Origin of the sequence: Streptomyces sp. NBC_00572, from assembly GCF_026341815.1 — a bacterium.
In the GTDB taxonomy this organism is placed as follows: Bacteria; Actinomycetota; Actinomycetes; order Streptomycetales; family Streptomycetaceae; genus Streptomyces.
Genome location: NZ_JAPENX010000001.1, coordinates 5,126,300 through 5,145,092, shown reverse-complemented (window position 1 = coordinate 5,145,092; position 18,793 = coordinate 5,126,300). Strand labels below are relative to the sequence as shown.

15 protein-coding genes are annotated in these 18,793 nt (G+C 71.6%); 8 read left to right on the top strand and 7 right to left on the bottom strand.

Features of this window, described 5'->3' with window-relative positions; genetic code table 11:
• Positions 1-69: 69 nt before the first annotated feature.
• The gene (hemQ, locus tag OG514_RS23620; protein ID WP_229313113.1) at positions 70-783 is read right to left on the bottom strand and encodes a hydrogen peroxide-dependent heme synthase; all 714 of its coding nucleotides are present in this window, start codon (positions 781-783) and stop codon (positions 70-72) included.
• Positions 784-800: 17 nt separating this feature from the next.
• Positions 801-2,276, bottom strand: a complete 1,476-nt coding sequence (gene hemG / locus OG514_RS23615) for a protoporphyrinogen oxidase (protein WP_266897958.1) — start codon at positions 2,274-2,276, stop codon at positions 801-803.
• 166 nt (positions 2,277-2,442) lie between these two features.
• Between hemG and OG514_RS23610 the strand changes: the two genes are divergently transcribed.
• On the top strand, positions 2,443-3,453 hold the full coding sequence (locus OG514_RS23610) for a DUF4349 domain-containing protein (RefSeq protein WP_266897956.1): 1,011 nt from the start codon (positions 2,443-2,445) through the stop codon (positions 3,451-3,453).
• A 34-nt stretch (positions 3,454-3,487) separates the two neighbouring features.
• Entirely contained in the window at positions 3,488-4,861 is a 1,374-nt protein-coding gene (locus OG514_RS23605; RefSeq protein WP_266897954.1) for an FAD-dependent oxidoreductase, read from the top strand.
• A 62-nt stretch (positions 4,862-4,923) separates the two neighbouring features.
• Here OG514_RS23605 and hemE read toward each other — a convergent pair whose 3' ends face one another.
• Positions 4,924-6,000, bottom strand: a complete 1,077-nt coding sequence (gene hemE / locus OG514_RS23600) for a uroporphyrinogen decarboxylase (protein ID WP_266897952.1) — start codon at positions 5,998-6,000, stop codon at positions 4,924-4,926.
• Positions 6,001-6,091: 91 nt separating this feature from the next.
• Here hemE and OG514_RS23595 point away from each other — a divergent pair, with 91 nt between their 5' ends.
• From OG514_RS23595 to OG514_RS23585, 3 genes are all read left to right on the top strand, one after another.
• Positions 6,092-6,802 carry a DUF3000 domain-containing protein gene (locus OG514_RS23595; RefSeq protein WP_266897950.1) on the top strand — a complete coding sequence of 237 codons (711 nt, stop codon included), beginning with the start codon at positions 6,092-6,094 and terminating at the stop codon, positions 6,800-6,802.
• Between the two features lie 262 nt (positions 6,803-7,064).
• Positions 7,065-7,730, top strand: a complete 666-nt coding sequence (locus OG514_RS23590; protein ID WP_015037008.1) for a response regulator transcription factor — start codon at positions 7,065-7,067, stop codon at positions 7,728-7,730.
• Positions 7,731-7,812: 82 nt separating this feature from the next.
• Positions 7,813-9,096 carry a ribonuclease D gene (locus OG514_RS23585; RefSeq protein ID WP_266897939.1) on the top strand — a complete coding sequence of 428 codons (1,284 nt, stop codon included), beginning with the start codon at positions 7,813-7,815 and terminating at the stop codon, positions 9,094-9,096.
• Between the two features lie 109 nt (positions 9,097-9,205).
• On the opposite strand, the gene OG514_RS23580 is transcribed toward OG514_RS23585, so the two are convergent.
• Positions 9,206-10,330, bottom strand: a complete 1,125-nt coding sequence (locus tag OG514_RS23580) for an alpha/beta fold hydrolase (RefSeq protein ID WP_266897937.1) — start codon at positions 10,328-10,330, stop codon at positions 9,206-9,208.
• A 313-nt stretch (positions 10,331-10,643) separates the two neighbouring features.
• Here OG514_RS23580 and OG514_RS23575 point away from each other — a divergent pair, with 313 nt between their 5' ends.
• On the top strand, positions 10,644-11,858 hold the full coding sequence (locus tag OG514_RS23575) for an acetyl-CoA C-acyltransferase (RefSeq protein WP_189835818.1): 1,215 nt from the start codon (positions 10,644-10,646) through the stop codon (positions 11,856-11,858).
• The gene (locus tag OG514_RS23570) at positions 11,855-13,993 is read left to right on the top strand and encodes a 3-hydroxyacyl-CoA dehydrogenase NAD-binding domain-containing protein (protein ID WP_266897934.1); all 2,139 of its coding nucleotides are present in this window, start codon (positions 11,855-11,857) and stop codon (positions 13,991-13,993) included. Before OG514_RS23575 ends, OG514_RS23570 begins: the two co-directional genes overlap by 4 nt.
• 226 nt (positions 13,994-14,219) lie before the next feature.
• On the opposite strand, the gene OG514_RS23565 is transcribed toward OG514_RS23570, so the two are convergent.
• Complete coding sequence (locus tag OG514_RS23565; RefSeq protein WP_266897932.1) at positions 14,220-15,164, bottom strand: LysR family transcriptional regulator; 945 nt, start codon at positions 15,162-15,164, stop codon at positions 14,220-14,222.
• Positions 15,165-15,235: 71 nt separating this feature from the next.
• Between OG514_RS23565 and OG514_RS23560 the strand changes: the two genes are divergently transcribed.
• On the top strand, positions 15,236-15,970 hold the full coding sequence (locus OG514_RS23560; protein WP_266897930.1) for an SDR family oxidoreductase: 735 nt from the start codon (positions 15,236-15,238) through the stop codon (positions 15,968-15,970).
• 94 nt (positions 15,971-16,064) lie between these two features.
• On the opposite strand, the gene OG514_RS23555 is transcribed toward OG514_RS23560, so the two are convergent.
• Together OG514_RS23555 and OG514_RS23550 are read right to left on the bottom strand one after the other, a co-directional pair.
• Positions 16,065-17,147, bottom strand: coding sequence for a hypothetical protein (locus OG514_RS23555; RefSeq protein ID WP_266897928.1), 1,083 nt, complete (start codon positions 17,145-17,147; stop codon positions 16,065-16,067).
• A gap of 112 nt (positions 17,148-17,259) precedes the next feature.
• Positions 17,260-18,738: an amino acid permease gene (locus OG514_RS23550; RefSeq protein ID WP_266900935.1), complete on the bottom strand. Its 1,479-nt coding sequence runs from the start codon at positions 18,736-18,738 to the stop codon at positions 17,260-17,262.
• Positions 18,739-18,793 lie beyond the last annotated feature (55 nt).

The window sequence follows — 18,793 nt, the reverse complement described above, 5'->3', positions numbered from 1 at the left end:
TGATCTTCCGGGTCAAGGGGCGGCGCGCCCGGCCGGGAGCCGGGCCACCACCAGGTTTTCGTACGGCCGTCAGGCCAGGCCCGCCACCAGGTCGGCGACGCTCTTGCGGCGACCGGTGTAGAACGGGACCTCTTCGCGGACGTGCATCCGCGCCTCGGAGGCGCGCAGGTGACGCATCAGGTCCACGATGCGGTGCAGCTCGTCGGCCTCGAAGGCGAGGAGCCACTCGTAGTCGCCGAGCGAGAAGGAGGCGACCGTGTTGGCGCGGACGTCCGGGTAGCCACGGGCCATCTTGCCGTGGTCGGCCAGCATCCGGCGGCGGTCCTCGTCCGGCAGCAGGTACCAGTCGTAGGAGCGCACGAAGGGGTAGACCGAGACGTAGTCGCGCGGGTTCTCGTCGGCCAGGAAGGCCGGGATGTGCGACTTGTTGAACTCGGCCGGGCGGTGCAGCGCCATGTTCGACCAGACCGGCTCCAGGGCGCGACCCAGGCGGGTGCGGCGGAAGAGGTTGTACGCCTCCTGGAGCTCGTCGCTCGTCTCGGCGTGCCACCAGATCATCACGTCGGCGTCGGCGCGCAGACCGGAGAGGTCGTACGTGCCACGGACGGTGATGTCCTTGGCCGCGAGCTGGTCGAACAGCTCCTGGACCTCGTCGGCGTAGCCGCCGCGGTCCTCGGGGAGAACGTCGCGCAGCTTGAAGACAGACCACAGGGTGTAGCGGATGACCTCGTTGAGGTCCTTCGCCTTCTTACCGGCGTTCGGGATCTTTTCGGGCGCACTCATACGCCTATTCTCGCCCGTCACAGGGAGTGCCCCGCACCGGGGTCGGTCCTTTTCGACGTGGCGATGATCTCGTCTGCCGCTCGATGGGCCGACGCGATGCAGGCGGGGATGCCGACACCGTCGTACGCGGCGCCCGCGAGCCGCAGTCCGGGGAGGGCGGCGACGGCCTCGCGGACCCGGGCGACCCGGGCGAGATGGCCGACCGGGTACTGGGGCAGGCCGCCGGTCCAGCGGGTGACCGTGGTGGCGACGGGGCGGGCGGCGAGCCCGGTGGCGGCGGCGAGGTCCTTGAGGGAGGCGGCGACGAGGTCGGCGTCCTCGCGGTGGACCTGCTCCTCCTCGCCGTGGCGGCCCACGGAGGTGCGCAGCACGAACAGGTCGGGGGCGCCGTCGGTGACCCAGCGCCACTTCTGCGAGGAGAAGGTGGAGGCCTTGATCGTGTGGCCGTCGACGGGCGGCACGAGGAAGCCCGAGCCCGGCAGGGCGGGGAGACCCGAGCCCGCCGGGGCGGGCAGGTCGGTGCGGCGGAAGGCCAGGGTGACCAGGGCCATGGAGGCGTAGTCGATCTCGTCGAGCTCGGCGGCGGCGTCCGGGGCGTGGCCGCCGAGGAGTCCGGCGGCGATGTCGGCGGGGGTGGCGAGGACGACGGCGTCGGCGTCGAACGTCCGGTGCCGGGTCACGACCTGCCAGCCGTCGGCGCCGGTGCGGAGCAGGGCGGTCACGGACGTTCCGGTGTGGATCTCGCCGCCCGCGGCACGGATCGCGTCGGCGACGGCTCCGGGCAGGGTGCCGACACCGCCCTCGACGCCGAGGAAGACGGAGCCGCCGAGGCCGGTGGCGGCGCCCGCCGCGTCGGCGGGGACGGCGGCCCCGGCCCGCTGGACGGCGCGGACGGCGGCGGTGAGCGTGGGGTGGGCGCGGGCGGCCTCGAAGAGGGCGGGGACGGCGGCCTTCATCGAGATGCGGTAGGCGTCACCGGCGTACACCCCGCCGAGGAGGGGTTCCACGAGCCGGTCGACGACCTCGTGGCCCATGCGCGCGGCGACGTACTCGCCGATGGCGATGTCCTCGCCGATCTCGGTCGGGGGCAGCTCGCCGTCGAGGCCGATCCGGCGCACGCCCTCCCGGGACAGGAGGCCTTCGACGGTGTGGGCGTCGCCCGGGACGCCCATGACGTGTCCCTTGGGCATGGGGACGAGCTCGCCGCGGGACCAGACGGACGCGGTGGTCGTGCCGGGGGCCTGGAGCCGGTCGCCGAGGCCGACGGCCCGGGCGAGGGCGACCGCCTCGGGGCGGCGCGCGAGCAGCGACTCGGCACCGAGGTCGACGGGGGCGCCCGCGATCTCCCCGGCGAGCAGCTTGCCGCCGACCCGGCTCCCCGCTTCGAGGAGGGTCACGCGGTGGCCGGCGACGGCCAGCCGGTGAGCGGCCGCGAGTCCGGCGATACCGCCTCCGGCGACGACGACATGGAGTCCCGTGGTGTCCGCGTTCATGGGACCACTCTCTCAAATCGCCCACGGCTCCCGTGACGAGGCCGTCTCTTCCCGCCGCTCCCGTTCCGAGGCCGGACCGTGACCGCATCGCTACCGACGGAGGGCAACCCGTTCGGTGGGCTGATACGTCGAACCGGCAACACCTACCACCCCTGGGGGGCACTCGATGCGGAGCTCACGTACGACGGCAAGAACGCGGGCGGCGGCGGGCGGCGTCCTGCTCACGGCCGCGCTGGTCCTCACCGGCTGCGGAGCGGGCGGCGGCGACATGGCCGGGGACGCCAAGCGGGACCTGAGCGCGGCGAAGCCCGCGGACGCCCAGGGCGCCGCCGACGGCTACTCCGGATCGGGCGCCGAGAAGGACACGTCGGCCGCGTCGGCGCCGTCGGCCCCGTCGAAGGGTCCCGCCCAGCAGCAGCACGTCATCCGTACCGCCTCCCTGTCGGTCGAGGTCGTCGACGTGACGAAGGCGCTGGCCACGGCGCGCGACGTGACGGCGGGAGCGGGCGGGCACGTCGAGAACGAGACGACGGAGCGGATCGACGACGGGTACGTCACCTCCCGCATCGTGCTGCGGGTGCCGCAGGAGCGGTACGACTCCGTCCTCACCGAGCTCACGGGTACCGGGAAGCTGCTGGCCCGCAAGGCCGACGCCAAGGACGTCACCGAGCAGGTGGTGGACGTGGAGAGCCGGATCGCCACCCAGCGCGCGAGCGTGGCGCGGGTGCGGGCGCTGATGGAACGGGCCGAGAAACTGACGGACGTGGTGACCCTGGAGGGCGAGCTGAGCCGCCGCCAGGCGGACCTGGAGTCGCTGCTGGCCCAGCAGTCCTCGCTGAAGGACCGCACGTCGCTCGCGACGATCACCCTGGAACTGGCGCAGAAGGAGAAGCCGCCGGCCGCCGAGCGCGAGGAGGAGAGCCGCCCCGGTTTCGGTGACGCCCTGAGCGGCGGCTGGAACGCCCTGGTCGCCGCGGTCTCCTGGGCGGTCGTCGTGCTCGCGGCCCTGGCGCCCTGGCTGGCCGTGGCCCTGATCGTCCACCTCGTCTGGCGCCACGTCGTACGCCCCCGCCGCGCCGGGCGCACGACCGCCGGCCAGGCGGCCCTGCCGGAGCCCCGGTCGGCGCGGAACGCGGCCGGAGCCCCTGTGCCCGCGGAGACGCCCGACGACGAGTGAGCCGGGGAACGGGCCCGAAAAATAGGCTGTCCCCATGAGCGAACGACTGGTGGTCATCGGTGGCGACGCGGCGGGGATGTCCGCCGCGTCGCAGGCGCGCAGGCTCAAGGGGCCGGAGGAGCTGGAGATCGTCGCGTTCGAGCGCGGTCACTTCTCCTCGTACTCGGCCTGCGGCATCCCGTACTGGGTCGGCGGCGACGTCGCCACGCGCGACGAGCTGATCGCGCGCTCCCCCGAGGAGCACCGGGCGCGCGCCATCGACCTGCGGATGCGGACGGAGGTCACGGCGGTCGACGTGCCCGGGCAGCGGGTCCTCGCACGGGACCTGGAGACGGGCACGGAGGCCTGGACGGGCTTCGACAAGCTGGTGGTCGCGACGGGCGCCCGGCCGAAGCGCCCGGCGCTGCCGGGGATCGACGCGCCGGGGGTGCACGGGGTACAGACCCTGGACGACGGGCAGGCGCTGCTCGACTCCCTCGACGGGACGCCCGGACGGCGGGCGGTCGTGGTCGGCGCGGGCTACATCGGCGTGGAGATGGCCGAGGCGCTCCTGAACCGGGGCTACGAGGTGACGCTCCTGCACCGGGGCGAGCAGCCGATGGCGACCCTGGATCCGGACATGGGCCGTCTGGTGCACCGGGCGCTGGACGGCCTGGGGATCACGACGGTCGCCTCGGCGGCGGCGACGAAGATCCTGACCGGTGAGGACGGCCGGGTCCGGGCGGTGGCGACGGAGGAGGCCGAGTACCCGGCGGACGTCGTGGTCCTCGGCATGGGGGTGGTGCCGGAGACCTCGCTCGCCCGGGCGGCGGGGCTGCCGCTGGGGGCGTACGGCGGGCTGCTCACGGATCTGGCGATGCGGGTCAGGGGTCACGCGAACATCTGGGCGGGCGGCGACTGCGTCGAGGTCCTGGACCTGGTCTCGGGCCGGGAGCGGTACGTGCCGCTCGGGACGCACGCGAACAAGCACGGCCAGGTCATCGGGGCGAACGTGGGCGGTGACTACGCGACGTTCCCGGGGGTCGTGGGCACGGCCGTGTCGAAGGTCTGCGACCTGGAGATCGCCCGGACCGGCCTGCGGGAGAAGGACGCCCGGGAGGTGGGGCTGCGGTACGTGACGGTGACGGTGGAGTCGACGAGCCGGGCGGGCTACTACCCGGGGGCCGCGCCGATGACGGTGAAGATGCTGGCCGAGCGGCGCACGGGCCGGCTGCTCGGGGTGCAGATCGTGGGCCGGGAGGGCGCGGGGAAGCGGGTGGACATCGCGGCCGTGGCGCTGACGGCGGGGATGACGGTGGAGTCGATGACGGCCCTGGACCTGGGGTACGCGCCGCCGTTCTCACCGGTGTGGGACCCGGTCCTGATCGCGGCCCGCAAGGCGACGGCGGCGGTCCGCGCGGCCGTCTGAGGAAAGCGCGACGGCCACCGGGGGTCTCCCCCGGTGGCCGTCGGACAGGCGTCGGGTGCGCCTCAGACCGCCGTCCGCGTGTGCACGTACTCCACGAGACCGGTCAGGGCGTCCGGGTCCATCGACGGCATGACGCCGTGGCCCAGGTTGAAGACGTGTCCCTCCAGGTCCTTCGCGGCGGCCAGGACCTCGTCCGTCTTGGCCTCGACGACCTCACGCCCGGCGAAGAGCACAGCCGGGTCCAGGTTGCCCTGGAGCGCCTTGCCGGGGCCGACGCGGCGGGCGGCCTCGTCGAGCGGGACGCGCCAGTCGACACCGACGACGTCCGCGCCGGCCTCGCCCATGAGGCCGAGCAGCTCGCCCGTACCCACACCGAAGTGGATGCGCGGGACGCCGTAGCCGGCGACCGCGTCGAAGACCTTCACCGAGGCGGGCATCACCGAGCGGCGGTAGTCGGCCGGGGCGAGGGCGCCGACCCAGGAGTCGAAGAGCTGGACGGCGGAGGCGCCGGCCTCGATCTGGACCTTGAGGAAGGCCGAGGTGATCTCGGCAAGACGGTCGAGCAGATCGGCCCACAGCTGCGGGTCGCCGTACATCATCGCCTTGGTGCGCTCGTGGCTGCGCGACGGACCGCCCTCGACGAGGTAGCTCGCGAGAGTGAAAGGCGCGCCCGCGAAGCCGATGAGCGGGGTGTCGCCCAGCTCTCCGGTGAGCATCCCGATGGCCTCGGTGACGTAGTGGACGTCCTCGGGGGTCAGGTCGCGCAGCCGGGCCAGGTCGGCGCGGGTGCGGATCGGGTCGGCGACGACCGGGCCGACGCCGGGCTTGATGTCGAGGTCGAGGCCGATGGCCTTGAGGGGGACGACGATGTCGCTGAAGTAGATGGCGGCGTCGACCTTGTGGCGGCGGACCGGCTGGAGGGTGATCTCGGTGACCAGCTCGGGCCGCATGCAGGATTCGAGCATGGGGATGCCCTCGCGCACCTTGAGGTACTCGGGGAGGGAGCGCCCGGCCTGCCGCATGAACCAGACGGGGGTGTGCGGCACGGGCTCCCGCCGGCATGCCTTGAGGAACGCGGAGTCGTAGGTCCGCGACTGCTGCTTCGTCTGCTGGCCCGTCGGGCGGTCGTTGGCGCTCACGACCAGAATCTTCGCATGTGGCGGGAAGCCGCTCGTCCGGGCAGGGTGTCCCTCCCTGCACGGAGGCCCCGTTCCGCCTACTCTTCCCCGCATGGCTGCGGCTCAGGGACATTTTTCCGATCATTCCGACGGCGATCGAGGGACGGACGAAACGGCGGACAGTACGGAGGCGAACCCGGTTCCACCCGTGTTCCGGCGGGCGGTGGAGGCGTTGCGCTCGGCGCGGCTGCGACCCGAGATCGAGATCGACCCGACGAGGCCCCCGCAGCGCCTCGCCCCTTACGCGTACGCGGTGGAGGCGGCCGTCGTGGACGGCGAGGAGGACCTCGCGGACGGGCGGCTCGTGCTGCTGCACGATCCGGACGGCCATGAGGCCTGGAAGGGGACGTTCCGGCTTGTGACGCTCGTCCGGGCGGAGCTGGAGCCGGAGATGGCGGCGGATCCGCTGCTGCCCGAGGTGTGCTGGTCCTGGCTGACGGGGGCCATGGAGGCCCGAGGCCTCGCGTACGGGGAGGCGAGCGGGACCGTCACGATGGCGGGCTCGCACTACTTCGGCGGGCTCGCGGACCGCAGGCCGGCGACACAGATCGAGATCCGGGCGTCCTGGACGCCACGCGAGGGTCTGGGCGGGGTGCCGGACACCGGGGCGCACCTGGCGGCCTGGTGCGATCTGCTCTGCCAGATCGCGGGACTGCCTCCCGTGCCGGCCGACCCGGCGACGGGGGCGACGGGGGCGACGGGGACGGTGTCGGGCGCGGGGGTCGTCTCGTTGCCCCAGCGGCGGGGGCCGCAGCAGGTCTGAGGGACTGGATCAAGCCACTCTTCGGAGTGTCCGAGCGACGGCCCCGACACTCCCCCTCAGGGGTGACGGGGCGGGGCCCGCTCGTAGGATGATCGATCACGCGTCCGAATTGCCCTAATTGTTACTCACCAAATCGTGATCTTTCCCTAAAGGCGGGCGGCCCAGCTGCCGAAGGAACCAGTGACCCCTTCACAGCACGGGTTCGCCCCCGGCTTCTTCCCCGAGCCGGCTCCGTCCCGCACCCTTCCCCCCAGGAGGCCTGGTGTCCGTTCTCCTCGAGCAGCCCGCAAGCCTGGTCGCCTACCGCCCGAACAAGCCGACGGCCATGGTCGTCGTGGCCGACCCGCGCGTCCGCTCCACCGTGACCCGCCACCTGTGGGCCCTCGGAGTACGCGACGTGATCGAGGCTTCTTCCATCGCGGAGGCACGTCCCCGCGTCGGCAACCCGCGCGACATCTGCGTTGCCGACGTCCACCTGCCCGACGGCAGCGGCCTGACCCTGCTGTCCGAGACCCGCGCCGCGGGCTGGCCCAACGGCCTCGCCCTCTCGGCCGCCGATGACATCGGCGCCGTACGAAACGCCCTGGCGGGCGGCGTGAAGGGCTATGTAGTCACCGGTACCCGTACCAACATCGGCCACCCGACCCGACCCGGCGCCGCCCCCATCGGCGCCGCGGCCGCGCGGCTCGGCCACCGCCGCCCCCCGGGTGCCCCGAGCCACCCGGGCGGCTACCGCGAGCTCTCCGGCCGTGAGGTCGAGGTGCTCCGGCTCGTCGCGGAGGGCCAGTCGAACAAGGCGATCGGCGTCTCCATGGGCCTCTCGGCCCTCACCGTGAAGAGCCACCTCGCCCGCATCGCCCGCAAGCTGGGCACCGGCGACCGCGCCGGCATGGTCGCGGTGGCCCTGCGGACGGGGATCATCCACTGACGGACCGGTCCACGAGAAGCCGGCGCCTGTCGACGGAACGTTCCGTCGACAGGCGCTTGCCGTTCACCGATACCCTTGACAGGTGACCGACGCCCAAGAGACCGCAGCAGACACAGCACTGCGCACCACCGGGGGCGGCCCCCCGGACGACGATGTCCCTGCGAATGGGCTTCCGATCCCGTTGCTGGAGCCCCGCGAGGGGATTCCGCCCGTCGTCGAGACCGAGGACGCCCTCGCCGAGGTGATCGCCGCCTTCGCGGCGGGCCGCGGCCCCGTCGCCGTGGACGCCGAGCGCGCCTCCGGCTACCGCTACGGCCAGCGCGCCTATCTCGTGCAGCTCCGCCGCGAGGGCGCGGGCACCGCGCTCATCGACCCGGTGGGCTGCCCCGACCTCTCGGGACTCGGCGACGCGCTCGCCGGGACCGAGTGGATCCTGCACGCCGCGACCCAGGATCTTCCGTGCCTGCGTGACATAGGCATGCTGCCGACCTCGCTGTTCGACACCGAGCTGGCCGGGCGGCTCGCGGGCTTCCCGCGCGTCGGCCTCGGCGCGATGGTCGAGTCCGTCCTCGGCTACGCCCTGGAGAAGGGCCACTCCGCCGTGGACTGGTCCACCAGGCCGCTGCCCGAGCCCTGGCTGCGGTACGCGGCGCTCGACGTGGAACTCCTCGTCGACCTGCGGGACGCCCTGGAGAAGGAACTCGACCGGCAGGGCAAGCTGGAGTGGGCGCACCAGGAGTTCGACGCGATCGCCTCCGCCCCGCCCGCCCCGCCGCGCAAGGACCCGTGGCGGCGGACCTCCGGCATGCACAAGGTGCGCCGCCGTCGCCAGATGGCGGTCGTACGGGAGCTGTGGACGGCCCGCGACAAGGTCGCCCAGCGGCGGGACGTCTCCCCCGGCAAGGTGCTGAGCGACGCGGCGATCGTGGAGGCCTCGCTCGCGGTGCCGGTGAACCTGGCCGCACTCTCGGCGCTGCCCGGTTTCGGGCATCGGATGGGCCGCCGTCAGCTGGAGCAGTGGCAGGCGGCCGTCGACCGCGCCCGCGCCCTGCCGGAGAGCGAGCTTCCCCAGCCCGGCCAGCAGGTGGCGGGCCCGCCCCCGCCGCGCGCCTGGGCGGACAAGGACCCGGTCGCGGCGGCCCGCCTGTCGGCGGCGCGCGCGTCGGTCTCGGCCCTCGCGGAGGAGCTGAACCTGCCGCAGGAGAACCTGATCACGCCGGACACGGTGCGACGGGTGTGCTGGGAGCCGCCGGCCGCGGCGGACGCGGACGGCGTCGCCGCCGCCCTCGCGGGCCACGGCGCGCGGCCCTGGCAGGTCGGCCTGGTGACCCCGCTCCTGGTCAAGGCGCTGACGGCGACCGCGTAGTCATGCTTGGAGAGCCCCTGGACGGTGAGAACCGCCAGGGGCTCCGCCGTGCCCGTGGGGGTGTCTCGTCGATCACGCCGCGAGCCCGGCATGATCGGCAAGACGCCCTCTAGGGGGCCGGGCTGAGGTTTCCGTCGGTGTCCATGTCGAAGACGCCGTGGGTCTTGCCGTCGACCTTGAGGTGCTTGAGCCAGTGCTTCGAGAGGTTGTGGACGTTCTTGTGCTGCATCTCCCACACCACCGAATGCCCCGCACACGCGAGCTTGACCATCAGCTTGTGGGCGCCCGTGACGGCGTCGTAGAGGGCGGGCACGGAGAAGTCGAGTTCCGGGTCCGGGTGGGGGGGCGAGGTGTTCACCTGGCGGTCGTACTCCCCGTAGACCATCAGTACGGGGATGCTTCCGCCGAGCACCCCGCCCTGTGCCGCGGTGGTCTTGTTCCATCCCCACCGCCAGAAGTTCCTGATCCGGTTGCGCCCCTCCGTCGGCGGTCCCCAGGTGCTGCCGACCGGGTCGCTCTTCATGATCGCGTCCCACGCCGCCTCGACGACGGCGTCCTCACGCTGGCCGTCGCAGTGCACCTCGCCCTTCCAGCCGCTGTCGAATCCCGACTTCGTGCCGAGGAAGGTCGGAAAGCCCGGTCGCGGCAGCGTGGCCGGCGGGCTCGACGTTCCCTTGGGCGGGAAGATCGGTGCCAGCAGGAACAGGCTCTCCACCTTCGCGGGATTCTTGACCGCGTACGGTCCCATCGTGAACGCGGCGGCGGACCAGCCGATGAAGGCGACCTTCTCCACCTCGCACTCGTCGCGGATGAAGTCCACGACGGTGTTCAGCTCGTCCCGGTCGCTGTTCGAGTTGGTCAGCTGGAACGGGTAGTTCGGCGGGCCCGGCGTGAAGCCCGGCGGCCGCGGTGTCAGCAGGTTCTGCTGGGCGGGGTTGACGTTGCGGGGGTCGTCCATCTTGGGCCGCGGGGACAGCCCGGAGCCCTGGAGGTCCATCATGAAGACGTCGTATCCGGCCTTCGCCAGCGTCTCCGCCCAGTTGTACGTCTTGTACGGGAGGTCGAAGCCCGCGAGCACGGGGACGCTCCGGCCGTGGAGCATGAGGACCGGCCTGCGCGGCTGGCCCGGGGGCGTGCCGTTCCGCTCCCGTACGAAGAGCTTGACGACCTCGTCCTTGTTCGCGGGGACGGTGGATTTGTGGGTGACCTTGTGGTCGGTGGTGACGATCGGCATGGTGGTCCGTTCCATGGGCCTGGTCAGGGGCCTCGCGCCCCGGCCGGTGCCAGCCTCCGCCCGCCGACGGGCGTTCGCGCCGCGACACGGCCGCCGTCCTGGGCCCATCGGGTTGCGGGTCCCTCCGATCGGACGGGCGTGCGCGAGGGGCGCGCGCGGTCGCCCCGGTGGCATTCTCGGAATGTGACCTTCGCCGCTTGGGCCTCAGGGACTGGGCAGCCTGGTTACCCGCAAGTAGCATGGGGGGAAGCAAGCGCACGCTTAGGTGTGCGCCGTGCAGCAGTGCCATCCCGCACCCTGGAGGAGAGCCATCGTGCCTCGTACCGTCAGGGACGTCGTCTTCGTCGACGGCGTCCGCACCCCGTTCGGCAAGGCGGGCCCGAAGGGCATCTACCACGAGACCCGCGCCGACGATCTCGTCGTCAAGGCCATCCGGGAGCTGCTGCGCCGCAACCCCGGCCTCGACCCCGCGAAGATCGACGAGGTCGCCATCGCCGCGACCACGCAGATCGGTGACCAGGGTCTGACCCTCGGCCGTACGGCGGGCATCCTCGCCGGCCTGCCGCAGTCGGTGCCGGGCTACTCCATCGACCGCATGTGTGCCGGTGCGCTCACGGCCGTCACGAGCGTCGCCGGTTCCATCGCCTTCGGCGCCTACGACGCCGTCATCGCCGGTGGCGTCGAGCACATGGGCCGCCACCCCATGGGTGAGGGCGTCGACCCGAACCCGCGCTTCGTGTCGGAGAAGCTCGTCGACGAGTCCGCCCTCTTCATGGGCATGACCGCCGAGAACCTGCACGACCGCTACCCGAGCATCACCAAGCAGCGCGCCGACGAGTACGCCGTGCGCTCACAGGAGAAGGCCGCCAAGGCGTACGCCGACGGCAAGATCCAGCAGGACCTGGTGCCGATCTCGGTCCGCCGCACCGACGCCTCCACCGGTGAGACCGGCTGGGGCCTGGTCACCGCCGACGAGCCGATGCGCCCGGGCACCACCCTGGAGTCGCTGGCCAACCTGAAGACGCCGTTCCGCGTCCACGGCAACGTCACCGCGGGCAACGCGGCCGGTCTCAACGACGGCGCCACCGCCTCGATCATCGCCTCCGAGGACTTCGCCCGCGAGCACGACCTCCCGGTGAAGATGCGCCTCGTCTCGTACGCCTTCGCCGGCGTCGAGCCCGAGGTCATGGGCTACGGCCCGATCCCGGCGACCGAGAAGGCCCTCGCGAAGGCCGGTCTGTCCATCGAGGACATCGACCTCTTCGAGGTCAACGAGGCCTTCGCGGTCCAGGTCCTCGCCTTCCTGGAGCACTACGGCATCGCCGACGACGACGCCCGCGTCAACCAGTACGGCGGCGCCATCGCCTACGGTCACCCGCTCGCCTCCTCCGGCGTCCGTCTGATGACGCAGCTGGCTCGCCAGTTCGAGGAGAACCCGCAGGTCCGCTACGGCCTCAACACGATGTGCGTCGGCTTCGGCATGGGCGCCACGGTCATCTGGGAAAACCCCCACTGGGAGGGCAAGTGAGCACCACCGCCGAGCTTCTGAAGGGCGCCGCGGAGCTCTTCCCCGACGAGGTCGTCACCAGCGCCCACGTACGGCACTTCGAACTGCCCGCGGGTGCGGGTCGGTTCGCCCTGATCACGCTGGACAACGGCTTCGACCACACCAAGCCGACCACCTTCGGCCCGCAGTCGCTCGCCAACCTGAACACGGCGATCGACCAGGTCGAGGCCGAGGCCGCGAGCGGTGAGATCATCGGCGTCGGCATCACCGGCAAGCCGTTCATCTTCGCCGTCGGCGCCGACCTCAAGGGCGTCGAGCTGCTCAAGAAGCACGACGAGGCGCTCGCCATCGGCAAGGGCGGCCACGACGTCTTCAAGCGTCTGTCCGGGCTCGCCGTGCCGACCTTCGCGTACTACAACGGCGCGGCCATGGGCGGCGGCGTCGAGGTCGGTCTGCACTGCACCTACCGCACCGTGTCGAAGGCCCTGCCGGCCTTCTCGCTGCCCGAGGTCTTCCTCGGTCTGGTGCCCGGCTGGGGCGGCTGCGCGATCCTGCCGAACCTGATCGGTGCCGAGAAGGCCGTCTCGGTCATCATCGAGAACTCGCTGAACCAGAACCGTCAGCTCAAGGGCAAGCAGGTCTTCGACCTCGGCATCGCCGACGCGCTGTTCGAGGGCGCCGACTTCCTGGAGCAGTCGCTGATCTGGACGGCCTCCGTCCTCAACGGCTCCGTGACCGTCGAGCGCCCCGCGATCGACCGCGGCGAGGCCTGGGACCAGGCCGTCGCCAAGGGCCGCGCCATCGCCGACTCCAAGGTGCACGGTGCCGCCCCGGCCGCCTACCGCGCTCTTGAGATCATCGAGGCCGCCAAGGACGGCGACCTGCAGAAGGGCTTCGACGCCGAGGACCAGGCCCTCGCGGACCTGATCATGGGCGGCGAGCTGCGCTCCGGCATCTACGCCTTCAACCTGGTGCAGAAGCGCGGCAAGCGCCCCGCCGGTGCCCCGGACAAGTCGCTGGCCCGCCCGGTCACCAAGGTCGGTGTCGTCGGCGCCGGTCTGATGGCCTCCCAGCTCGCGCTGCTCTTCCTGCGCCGCCTCGAGGTGCCGGTCGTCCTGACCGACATCGACCAGGAGCGCGTCGACAAGGGTGTGGGCTACGTCCACGCCGAGATCGAGAAGCTGCTCGGCAAGGGCCGCATCAACCAGGACAAGGCCAATCGTCTCAAGGGCCTGGTCTCCGGTGTCCTGGACAAGGCCGCGGGCTTCGCGGACGCGGACTTCATCATCGAGGCCGTGTTCGAGGAGATGTCCGTCAAGCAGAAGGTGTTCGCGGAGGTCGAGGCGGTCGCTCCGGCGCACGCGATCCTCGCCACCAACACCTCCTCGCTGTCCGTCTCGGAGATGGCCTCCAAGCTCCAGCACCCGGAGCGCGTGGTCGGCTTCCACTTCTTCAACCCGGTCGCGATCCTCCCGCTCCTGGAGATCGTGCGCGGCGAGAAGACGGACGACGCCTCCCTCGCCACCGCGTTCGGTGTCGCGAAGAAGCTGAAGAAGACCGCGGTCCTCACCAAGGACGCCCCGGCGTTCGTCGTGAACCGCATCCTGACCCGCTTCATGGGCGAGATCCAGAACGTCATCGACGAGGGCACCTCGGTCGAGACGGCCGAGAAGGCCATCGAGCCGCTCGGTCTGCCGATGTCGCCGCTGGTCCTCCTGGAGCTCGTCGGCCCGGCGATCGGTCTGCACGTCTCCGAGACCCTGAACCGCTCCTTCCCGGAGCGCTTCACCGTCTCGCCGAACCTCAAGCGTGTGGTCGAGGCCGGCAAGCGTGGCTTCTACGTCTACAACGCGGAGAACGGCTTCAAGCCGGAGCTCGACCCGGAGGTCGCCGCTCTCCTCGTCCAGGGCGACTCCGTCCTGACCGAGGAGCAGGTCCGCGACCGCGTCCTGGACGCGGTGGCGCAGGAGATCGGCCTCATGCTGGAGGAGGGTGTCGTCGCCGAGGCGCAGGACATCGACCTCTGCCTGATCACCGGTGCGGGCTGGCCCTTCCACCTGGGCGGCATCACTCCGTACCTGGACCGTGAGGGCGTCTCCGAGCGCGTCAACGGCAAGCGTTTCCTGGCGCAGGGCGTGGCGAGCGTCCCGGCGTAACGACACCGGCCTCGCGCCCCAGGGCGTACGCGAACGGCCCCGGCACCTTCTCCAGGTGCCGGGGCCGTTCGCGTACCACCAGACGCTCGTCGGGAGCTCCTCGGGCCTCGGGGATGCGCATGCCGGTGACGGGTGGGGGCCGGCCGTTCTTCGCGCCGGTTGCTGTCCGGTGTCGGGGCGAGGAAAGAGGCGCGTGGTCGGCGCGACCAGGGGTTGAGTACGCCGGTCAGGCGAGAGCGGTCATGTGGTCGGGGTGGTGGGTGGCGACGTCGTGGGCGGCTTGGACGAAGGCGGCGACGGCTGCGGATCGCGAGGTCTCCGGCCAGGCGACCATGACCGCGCTGGGGCTGAGGCCGGTGACCGGCCGGTATGCGATGTCCGGGCGCTGGTGCCGCTCGGTGGTGGAGCGTGACAGGAACGCCACCGTCTGCCCCAGCGCGACCACCTCCAGGAGTTGCTCGACACTGGCCACGAGCGGCCCCTCAGGAGTGTCAGCCGGCGCCGGGCCTGTGTGGCCATCGCCTGCTTCCGCTCCGTCACATCCGGTGTAGTACGCGGTGTGGGAGGGGGCGGCCCCCTTCCAGCGCGGGATCGGTTCGCCCTTGAGGTCGGTCAGCCGCAGTCGCCGGCGTCCGGCCAGGCGGTGCGCGGCGGGGAGGACGGCCAGGCGCGGCTCGACCACGAGCGTCTGGGAATCCAGCCCTCGACCGTCGAACGGGCTGCGCAGCAGCGCTACGTCGGCACGGCCGTCCCGCAGCATGGCGACCGGCTCTCCGCTGCCGCCGACGACGACTTCGGGCGGCGGCAGATGCGAACCCGTTCCCCGGTAGGCGGCGAGGATCTCCCGCAGCAGCCCGGCATCGCCTCCCGGTTTGACCGCCACGACGAGCTGGGGTGTCGGCTGACCGGCCCGGCGTGCACGCCGGGCCGCCGCGTGCACCGCGTCGACCGCGATCCGGGCCTGGTCGATCAGCACCTGACCGGCGTTGGTCAGCCTCACCTGCCGGGTGGTGCGCTCCAGCAGGCGTACCCCGAGCCGGGACTCCATCTGAGCGATCGCCTTCGACAGCGGGGGCTGCGCCATCCCCAGGCGTTGCGCGGCCCGGCTGAAGTTCAGTTCCTCGGCGACCGCGATGAAGTACCTCAGCTCCCGCACCTCTAGCTCACTCATATCTGTGGACTATAGATCCAGAGCCTTCTGGTCTTTCCCTGCCGCCCGTGGGTGAGGGGAGGCTGGGTGCCATGACGACTTCGCAGAAGACTGCTCTGATCACCGGCGCGAACAAGGGCATCGGCAAGGAAACGGCGCGCAGGCTCGCAGCCCTCGGCATCACCGTGCTGATCGGCGCCCGCAACGCCGAGCGTGGCGAGGCGGCGGCCGAGGAGCTTCGCGCGGACGGCGCCGACGTACGGTTCGTACCACTGGACGTCACCGACGAGACCTCGGTCCAGGCCGCCGCCCAGCACATCGACGCCACGTTCGGCCGCCTCGACATCCTCGTCAACAACGCCGCGATCGCCGCCGGACCGCAAAAGCCGAGTGAAACCCCCGCCGCCGCCGTCCGGCAGGTCTACGAGACCAACGTGTTCGGCGTCATCGCGGTGACCCACGCCATGCTCCCCCTGCTCCGCCGCTCCGCCGCCGCACGCATCGTCAACATGTCCAGCGAACTGGGCTCCCTCACCCACCTGGCCGACCCGGGCAGCCCGTGGTCCGCCTACACCTCGATCCTCCTCCCTTACTGCACCTCGAAGAGCGCGCTGAACGCGATCACCGTGCTCTACGCCAATGAACTGCGCGCCGAAGGGATCCTGGTCAACGCGGTGAGTCCCGGCTACTGCGCGACCGACCTCAACCGCCACACCGGGATGCGCACGGCGGAGGAGGGCGCGGCCGTGGCGGTCGACCTGGCGACGGCGGGCGAGGACGGCCCGACGGGCGCCCTTCTGGCCGAGGACGGGCCGATTCCCTGGTGAGACCATGCCGCGCCGTCTTCCGCCCGAAGCCTGTCGGGGTGTCTTCCACCCCCGCCGTGACGACCACCGGCCTCTTGCGAGCTTCCTCGGGGCGTCACCCTATGGAGCGCCAGCCCTCCAGGAGCAGACCCTCCGCCGCCGCCTTCTGGCGGGTGGTGATCGGCGCGCCCGCGCCGATCCGGGCCATCGCGACCAGGCGCCCGTCGAGCCCGCGGGTCAGGACGGTGGCGAGCTCGCCGTGCCGCTCCCCGGTCTCCGACCAGTGGATGCCCTCCGTCTCCTGCTCGCTCGGGTAGGCGGCGAGGGCGAGCCGGCCGTCGGCGGACTGCTGGGCGAGGACCGTGCAGTCGAAGCCGTCGATGAGGCAGCGGGTGGCGGCGAGCCTCCCGGTGCCGACGGCCTTGCCGAGGACCGTCGGCTCCAGGGAGCGCTCCGGCGACCAGGCGCGGACCTGGCCGTCCAGGTCGAGGTAGAAGAGGGTGACGTGCCCGGAGGGGCCGGTCGTGGCCGCCAGGGTGCCCATGGTCACCGACGCGGGCAGCAGCTCCTCGCGGATCGGCTTGGCCCCGGACTCGCGCTGCACGTAGCGGACGAGGCCCTTGGCGTGCGAGCTGTACAGCTCGACGAAGCCGGAGCCGTTGGTGACCGCGACCGGCGAGGGGTCGGTCTTCGAACCCATCAGGTCCCACCAGGGGTGCCAGCCGCCGGCGTCCTTCTGGGCCCGCACGCTCAGCCCGCCGCCGCCGTTGCGCATGAAGGCGTACACGCGGCCCTGGCCGTCCACCGCGACGGCCGGGTTGCCGGTCCACGGCCCCTTGCCGTTGGAGTGCCCGATCGAGCGCCAGGCCACCGCGGGGCGGCCCGTCTGGAACTGGACGCTGTGGACCAGTTCGACGTGGTCGTCGCCGCTGTCCGTGGGCCGCAGACCGACGAGGTGGACGTAGCGGTCGGCGCCCTGGCCGACCGCGAGGAACGGGGTCAGGCCGTCGCCGCCGAGCGAGACGGGTCCGCTCCAGCTCCCGTCCGGCTGCTCGGTCCAGCGCACCACCTCTCCGTCCCTGGGCAGGTAGGCGCTGAACCGGCCCTCCGCCCCTCTGGTCAGCCAGGCTCCCTGGAGCAGGGGGGCGGTGGAGGAGCCGTGGGAAGGGGCGGTGGGGGCCTGGGATCGATTAGCCATGGGGGGATCCAGCACTCCGGTCGTCGGAAGGAGTTCGGGTACGAACCGACTGTAGTCGCCCTCCCGAACGGTCCCTTCCGCGCCTGCGGAATCGGCCGCCGTATCGACCCGCTCAGTACTTCGCGTCCTGGCCTACCTGCCCGAGCCGGCTGTGACTGCGCCCGTACAGGAAGTACACGACGATGCCGATCACCATCCACACGCCGAAGCGGAACCAGGTCTCCAGGGGCAGGTTGAGCATCAGCCAGAACGAGGCGGCGATGGAGAGGATCGGCAGCACCGGCACCCAGGGGGTGCGGAAGGCGCGCGGCAGGTCGGGGCGGGTGCGGCGGAGCACCATGACGCCGACGGCCACCACGACGAAGGCGAAGAGCGTGCCGATGTTCACCAGGGTCGCGAGCTCGTTGATGCTGGTGAAGCCGGCGACGATGGCAATGATCACACCGAGCAGGATCGTCGGGCGGTACGGGGTCTTGAACCGCGGGTGCGTCACGGAGAAGAAGCGCGGCAGCAGGCCGTCGCGGCTCATCGCGAAGAACACGCGGGTCTGGCCGAGGAGCAGGATCAGACAGACCGTGGTGAGGCCGACGGCGGCGCCGAAGCTGATCACGCCCGCGTAGAAGGGATGCCCGGCGGCCTTGAAGGCGTCGGCGAGCGGGGCGCTGACGGACAGCTCCGTGTAGTGCTGCATGCCGGTGACGACCAGCGCGACGGCCACGTAGAGCACGGTGCAGATGAAGAGCGAACCGAGGATGCCCCGGGGCATGTCCCGCTGCGGCAGCTTGGTCTCCTCGGCGGCGGTGGCCACCACGTCGAAGCCGATGAAGGCGAAGAACACGACGGAGGCGGCGGTGAAGATGCCCATGACGCCGAAGTTGGTCGGCTCGTACCCGAAGATCAGCTGGACGAGCGGCGAGTCCCAGTTGGAGCCGCCGCCCTCGGGGGTCACGGCCGGCGGGATGAAGGGCTTGTAGTTGTCGCCGACGATGAAGAACAGACCGGCGATGATCACGATCATCACCACGGTCACCTTGATCGCCACGACGACCGCGGTGATCCGGGCGGAGAGCTTCATGCCCAGGACGAGGACGACGGTCAGCACCAGGACGAGGAGGAAGGCCAGGATGTCGAAGGTGCCGCCCGGCACGTCCGGGCCTTCGAGCGCCGCGGGTAGGTGCCAGTCGATGTTGTCCATGAGCGAGCGGACGTAGCCCGACCAGCCGACGGCGACCACCGCCGTACCGAGGGCGAACTCCAGGACGAGGTCCCAGCCGATGATCCAGGCGGGCAGCTCGCCGATCGAGGCGTACGCGAAGGTGTACGCCGATCCCGCCACCGGCACCGTCGAGGCGAACTCGGCGTAGCACAGGGCGGCGAGGGCGCAGACGATGCCCGCCGCGACGAAGGCGAGGGCCGTGGCCGGGCCCGCGTTCTCCTTGGCGACCTTGCCCGTGAGGACGAAGATGCCGGTTCCGATGATGACGCCGACGCCGAACACCATCAGATCCCAGGCGGACAGGGACTTCCGGAGTGCGTGCTCCGGTTCCTCCGTGTCGCGGATCGACTGCTCGACCGACTTGGTCCGGAACATTCCGGAGTTGGCCCGTGGCTGTTGGTCCGTACTCACCCTGGTACCTCCGCGCCGT